7 protein-coding genes are annotated in these 6,415 nt (G+C 63.3%); all 7 read right to left on the bottom strand.

The window, feature by feature from the left end; all coding sequences use genetic code 11:
- A partial coding sequence (locus H928_RS30100; protein WP_148293114.1) for a HAMP domain-containing sensor histidine kinase occupies positions 1 to 1,859 on the bottom strand: 1,859 nt, incomplete at its 3' end.
- A 168-nt stretch (positions 1,860 to 2,027) separates the two neighbouring features.
- Positions 2,028 to 2,849, bottom strand: coding sequence for a response regulator (locus H928_RS27020; RefSeq protein ID WP_158400513.1), 822 nt, complete (start codon positions 2,847 to 2,849; stop codon positions 2,028 to 2,030).
- 367 nt (positions 2,850 to 3,216) lie between these two features.
- The gene (locus tag H928_RS32255; RefSeq protein WP_204366296.1) at positions 3,217 to 3,363 is read right to left on the bottom strand and encodes a hypothetical protein; all 147 of its coding nucleotides are present in this window, start codon (positions 3,361 to 3,363) and stop codon (positions 3,217 to 3,219) included.
- Positions 3,364 to 3,443: 80 nt separating this feature from the next.
- Positions 3,444 to 3,599, bottom strand: a complete 156-nt coding sequence (locus H928_RS32250) for a hypothetical protein (protein ID WP_021026354.1) — start codon at positions 3,597 to 3,599, stop codon at positions 3,444 to 3,446.
- Between the two features lie 65 nt (positions 3,600 to 3,664).
- Positions 3,665 to 4,870 (bottom strand): low temperature requirement protein A, encoded by a 1,206-nt coding sequence (locus H928_RS0109900; protein WP_021026353.1) that lies wholly within the window; start codon positions 4,868 to 4,870, stop codon positions 3,665 to 3,667.
- A gap of 27 nt (positions 4,871 to 4,897) precedes the next feature.
- A complete protein-coding gene (locus H928_RS0109895) occupies positions 4,898 to 5,167 on the bottom strand; it encodes a hypothetical protein (RefSeq protein ID WP_021026352.1) in 270 nt (89 codons plus the stop codon).
- A gap of 265 nt (positions 5,168 to 5,432) precedes the next feature.
- A complete protein-coding gene (locus H928_RS0109890) occupies positions 5,433 to 6,209 on the bottom strand; it encodes an SDR family oxidoreductase (RefSeq protein WP_021026351.1) in 777 nt (258 codons plus the stop codon).
- Positions 6,210 to 6,415: the final 206 nt, after the last annotated feature.

Below are 6,415 nucleotides of genomic sequence, written 5' to 3'. Positions count from 1 at the left end.
AGCGCTGCGCGGGCCGGCTGCCCCGGCTGCGCCGTGGCCGCTGCGCCGCTGCCGTCGATGATCGGCACCGAGAGCTCGAACGAGAAGGTGGTGCCCTGGCCGGCGGCGCTGCTCACCTCTAGGCTGCCGCCCATTGCCATCAGAATGCGCTGCGAGATGAACAGGCCCAGGCCCGTGCTGCCACCCTCGGCCTGGATTTGCTGGAAGGCATCAAAGATATCGGGCTTCTGGGCCAGGTCGATGCCGATGCCGGTGTCGGCCACGGCCACATGGAGCACGCAGAACTCGCCGTCCTGGCGGGCGTTGACCGACAAGGTCACCACGCCATCGCGGGTGAACTTGGCGGCATTGGAGACCAGGTTGAGCAGCACCTGCTGCAGGCGCTTGCCGTCCATCGCGATGCGCCGGGGCAGGGCGCCGCTGACATGGCTGTGGAAGTGGTTGTTCTGCTGCGAGCACAGCGAGACGGCGTAGTCGGAGATGTCGTCCAGCAGCGCCTGCAGATCGAGGGGCGCGGGGCGCACCGCCAGCGGTTGCAGCTCGGACTTGGCATATTCCAGCAGCTCGTCGATCAGGTCCAGCTGGTACTTGACGCTGCGCTGGATGGTCTTGACCAGGCCCTGCTGCTTGTCGGGGGCTTCTGTCAGCAGCAGATCCGAGTAGCCCTTGATCGTTGCGAGCGGCGCGCGCAGGTCATGGCCGATATAGCCCAGCACTTCCACCTTCTGGCGCTCCTTGGTCTGGGCGTCGCTCAGCGCCGTGCTCAGGTCGGCATTCAGGGCCGAGGTGACCATGGCCGCGTACTTCTCATCCTGGCGGCGCACCACCATCTGGCCCAGGATATGGCAGGACAGCAGGATCAGCACGGTGCCGACCGCAGCGACCAGAATGGCGGTCCACAGGTGCTGCTCGCGGATGGCAGCCAGGGGCTCCAGCGATGCGAGCGTCATCAGCTCGTACTGGGTGTTGGTCAGCGGCTGGTGCTTGATGACATAGGGCGTTCCGTCGATCAGCCATTGGTCCGATCGGTTGTGGGTGGACATGGGCTGGATCGCCATGGCCTCGCCCAGGTCTTCCCCATCTCCGTCGTCCCGGGGGTGCAGGAATCCAGCGGGCAACAGCGCCGCCACATTGCGCAGCATGAAGGGCTCGGACGAGCTGGTGGTCACGCGCCCCTGGCGGTTGACGATCAGCGCAATATGCCGGCCCGTCAGGTAGTGCGCCATATCGGGCGCATCGAACTTGACGGTCACGGAGCCCTGCACAACATCCTGGGCATCGTCGATGCGGCTGGCGACAAAGTAGGAAGGGGTCTTGTTGATGCGCGCAATGCCAAAGGAATGGCCGCTGCCATCGCGCAAGGCATTGTTCAGGTAGATGCGGCCCGAGTAGATCATGCCGACGATGCTGTCGGGTGCCGCCCAGTTGCTGGCCGTGATCGTGTCGTCGGACAGGTTGTTCTGGTAGATGCGGGCGTAGCGCAGGTCGGCCCCCAGCGCGTCCATGAAGTCGCCCACCTTGCGCACCAGCGGGTCGGAGGTGAACTGGGCCGCGCGCTGCTGGCGGGTCAGCGCTTCGAGGCCTGGCGGGTCGGTGCGGTAGCGCGTGGCCAGCTCGATCACCTGGCTTTGGCTGGCCACCATATTGGCCACGCTCACCATCTGGGTGAAAAGCCGGTCCACCACGCGCGCCGTGGTCTCGGCCTCATAGGCGGCGCTGGAGGCCTGGCTTTGGGTCCACTGCGTGGCCACGCGCTGCGATAGCCACCAGCCCAGACCTGCCACCAGGCAGAGCCAGAACAGTACCAGCGCAACGGTGGCGCGGCGCACCAGGGGCAGCATCTCCCGGCCGCGTTTCATCGCAGCGGGCGGCTTGCGGGTGGCAGCGCTGCTTGGGTCAGCGAATGGCGAAGGCGGGGCGGGTATGTCCATGGTCTTGGTGATGCGCAGAGTCAGGTGGCAGGTGCAGGCCACGGGTGCAGGGCGCCGATACAGGGCACCGGGGCAGATGCGGGCAGGCCCCCGGCCTCAGTGGAACTTGGAGGCGACCAATTGTTGCAGCACCTCAGGGTCGGCCTGGCACTCGCTGCGCAACTGGGTGGGCGATTTTTGCCAGAACTTCTTGAACTCGGTGGAGAAGTTGGCCGAGTTCAGATAGCCCACTTCCAGCGCCACATCGGCAATGCTCAAGGTGCTTTGGGCCAGCATCAGCGCGGCTCGGCGCATGCGCTCCTGGCGGATGAATTCAAAGGCCGACAGTCCGTCGCTGGACTCGAACACCATGTTCAGGCGCCGCATGGACAGGCCCAGGCTGGCGGCAACGTCCGAGCTTTTCAAGTCGGGGTCCTGGATATTGCCCAGGATGTATTCGGTCGCCACCTGCTTGAGCGTGAGGTTGGCCGGAGACTGGCTTGGCGGCGCTGCGGCGCGCTCGGCCTGGCCCAAGTGCCCCTCCTGCGCCTGCGCCACGGTTTGCCGGGCCAGCATCAGGTGGATACGCACGCGCTCCTGGATCTCTTCGACAAAAAAGGGCTTGGTGATGTAGTCCACGCCACCGGCGCGCAGGCCCGAGAGCCGGTCGTCCTGCTCGATGAGGGCCGACAGAAAAATGATGGGGATGTGCTGGGTCGCCGGGTTGGTCTTGAGCAGGCGCGCAATCGTGATGCCGTTGCGCCCTGGCATGCGTACATCGAGCAAGATCAAATCAGGCAGCAGCACCGCTGCCCGGGCATAGCCCTGGTCGCCATTGAGTGCGACGCTGACCCGGTACGAGGTATTGCGCAATGCGGCGACCAGCAAACGGAGCTGGTCTGGATCATCATCCACGATCAACACATGTGGAGACTGCATGTCAGCATTGCTCATAGCTTCTGTTGGACCTTGATACACCTTTAACGGTTGTTAATTGTCACACATGGTGTCTGGCATGTTGCTTGTTTGTTTTAAATCAATGTTAACTGCGGCATCCATGCGGGGTGCTTTACAAAGCCTGTGAAAACGGGGTTTAGACCCATGATTACCTCTGTAAAGGCTGATTTTCTCTGTTTTTTAAAAAATGTCTTTGGTATTTTTTTGAATTTTCGGATTCCTATAGAGAAACTAGATAACAAGAAATGTTACCTATTTTCCAGTCCCGAGGGTGCCGTGCCGATCCCTGCGCTGCCCAGCCAGTGCGACGCGGGGGCGCTATATACCGTCTTCCTATAGATGGCACTGCCTAGTGGTGGCCATGCTCGGCGACCGGGCCAAGGCGCTGGCGACGCTTGGCCGCATGGGTGTCCCACAGCGCCACGCCCAGGATGAGCAGGGTCGTCATCCAGCCCAGCACCAACAGATTGCAGACCTGGCCTAGAGGCACGAGCACCAGCACCAGCAGCATCAAGGCGCCCAGCCAGTGCGACGCGGGGGGCGCGCTATAGATCGTCTTCCTATAGATGGCACTGCCTAGTGGTGGCCATGCTCGGCGACCGTGCCAAGGCGCTGGCGCCGCTTGGCCGCATGGGTGTCCCACAGCGCCACACCCAGGATGAGCAGCGTCGTCAGCCAGCCCAGCACCAACAGATTGCAGACCTGGCCCAGAGGCACCAGCACCAGCAGCATCAAGGCGCCCAGCCAGTGCGACGCGGGGGGCGCGCTATAGATCGTCTTCCTATAGATGGCACTGCCTAGTGGTGGCCATGCTCGGCGACCGTGCCAAGGCGCTGGCGCCGCTTGGCCGCATGGGTGTCCCACAGCGCCACACCCAGGATGAGCAGCGTCGTCAGCCAGCCCAGCACCAACAGATTGCAGACCTGGCCCAGAGGCACCAGCACCAGCAGCATCAAGGCGCCCAGCCAGTGCGATGCGGGCAGCGCGCCATAGACGGTCTTCTTGTAGATGGCGCTGCCCAGCAGATAGATGGCCGGCCCGGCAAGCAAGATGGCGATCTGCGGCGCTGCTGCCAGCGCATGGGGGTGGGCCAGCACCAGGTCGTTGCCCACCGCAGAGGCAATCACCCCGGCGATCAAGATGGCGTGCACATAGTGGAAGTAGGCGCCAATGCGGCCCGGATCCTCGGCGCGGGTGATGGCCTCGGTGGCGTCCTTGCTGGAGGTGCCAAAGTACAGCCACCACATCGCCAAGGTGCCAATAAAGGTGGCGCCCAGCGCCATCAGCACATCCCACTCCCAGGTCTTGGTATCGGCCAGCGTGGCGCCGCTGGCCAGCAGCGTCTCGCCCAGTGCCACGATCACGAACAGCTGGCAGCGCTCGGCCATGTGGCCGCCCTCGATGGTCCAGTCCTGCGTCTGGCTGCGGCCCAGGCCCGGCAGTGCAAAGCCAAACATCGGTGACACATACTCGCACAGCACGGCCACAAACCACAAAAGCAGGCGCAGCTGCGGGTCTGCCAGCCCTCCCGCAATCCAGAACACGGCAGAAATACAGACCCAGCCGAGCATGCGGCGGTAGTTGAGCGCCAGCGGGTGCCAGGCAGGCAGCTGCGACCAGATGAAGGCGGTGCGCCCCACCTGCATGGCCACATAGGCCAGCGCAAAGACCAGCCCGCGCTCGGCAAAGGCTTCGGGAATGCTGGAGGCCATCAGCAAGCCCAGCAGCATGGTGGAGAACAGCATGCCGCGGATACGGGGTGTCTGCGGATCGAACCAGTTGGTGACCCAGCAGGTGTACTGCCAGCCCAGCCAGACGGCAAACCAGAGCACCAAGGTCTGTGCCACACCCATGAAGCCCAGATGGTGCAGCAGCTCATGGCTCAGCTGGGTGACGGCAAACACATAGACCAGGTCAAAGAAGAGCTCTTCATAGGTCACGCGGGCGTGGTGACCGTCACGCTGGCGCAGCAAGGGATGGGAGAAGGCGGGGGTTATCGGCATGGCAGTTCTGCAGTTGCGGGCATGGCCTCAGGCCTGCGAGAGGATGCGGGTGACAAAGGCGGCCAGCAGCACCGGCACCATCAGCACGATGAGCAGGATCAGCGCTTCGTCGCGCACGCTGTAGCCCGCCTGGGTGACGCCGACCCACATATTGGTGCAGGCAATGAGCAGCCACACCGGCATGAACAGCTTGGCTGCGACCACCATGCCTGCAACGCTGGCCGACCACAGCCAGCCAAACAGCACAAACACGCCGAGCAGCAGCAGGCCCCCGCCCATCACCATCAGTACATGCATATCGATACTCTCAAAGGTTCAGAATCCAAGACGCTGCGCCTGCTGGGCAAAGGTGGCACAGCACCACCCGGGCCCCATGCCAGGGGCAGTGGCCGGCGTGGGCCGCGCAGCGTTTTTGCAGGGCCATAGCCGTAGCCACGGCCCCGCACAAGCATGCTGCGGTTCACCGTCCGCCGGGTGACGTCACTGGCGGGCGGCGGTGCAGCGCATCCGAAGGCGCAGGAGGCTGGCCTGCAGCGATCGGCACGCCCACCGCTCGCGCCATTTACTTGGTGGTGTAGCCGCCGTTGATCAGGATCGTCTGGCCGGTGATCCACCAGCCGTCGGTGACCAGATGGCGGATGAAGGGCACAACATCTTCGATATCGGTCAGGCCCGTCTTGCTGAAGCCCGACAGCGCAGCGGCCGTCTTGTGGTAGGCCACCGCATCGGCCCCTTCTGCCGGGTAGAAGAAGGCGGTGTCCATCGGGCCGGGGCCGACGGCGGTGACCGAGATGCCGCGTGCGCCAAACTCCTTGGCCGCTGCACGGGTGTAGTGCTCGACAGGCGCCTTGGTGCCGGCATAGGACGAGTAGAACGGGGTGAAGGCACCCAGCAGCGAGGTCACCAGCGTGACGATCTTGCCGTTGTCATTGAGGTGCAGGCCCGCTTCCTTCAGAAAGAAAAACGCTGCCTTGCTGTTGGCGTTGGACATCTCGTCGAACTCGGCCTCGGAGATATCGACCATCGGCTTCTTGAGCACCTTGCCGACGGTGTTGATCGCGATGTCGGGGCGGCCCAGTGCGGCCACGGTGTCGGCAAACAGCTTTTGTACGGCAGCAGCGCTGCTCAGGTTGCCCTGCAGTGCGATGGCCTTGGCGCCCAGTTTCTCCACGGCGGCCACGGTGGCCAGTGCTTCATCACGGCTGGCGGCGCTGTTGTAGTGGACCGCAACCGCTTTGGCGCCCTGGCTGGCCAGGTCACGGGCAATCAGGCCACCGAGGTTTTTGCCTCCCCCTGCAATCAGAACGACTTTGTCTTTGACGGTGTGGGCTTCGCGCATGCTGCATCTCCAAAAAAATGACGTGAATCGGCGTGTATCACAGTGGAGATTTTTATTGTCTTATTCAATCGGGTGAATTTGCAAAATGGAGGAAGTTTTTGCTAAACCTGCGATTGGTCATTGATTTTTTGTATGTAAGGAAAATGGTGCCGGCCGTATCCCTTTCGCGCGCGGGCCATGGGTGCTGCATGGCCATGGATTCCAGG

The sequence above is a fragment of the Comamonas sp. B-9 genome (assembly GCF_000410635.1).
Classification (GTDB): domain Bacteria; phylum Pseudomonadota; class Gammaproteobacteria; order Burkholderiales; family Burkholderiaceae_C; genus Comamonas.
The sequence above is the reverse complement of the archived record's forward strand: the minus strand, read 5'-3'. Positions and strand labels throughout refer to the sequence as shown.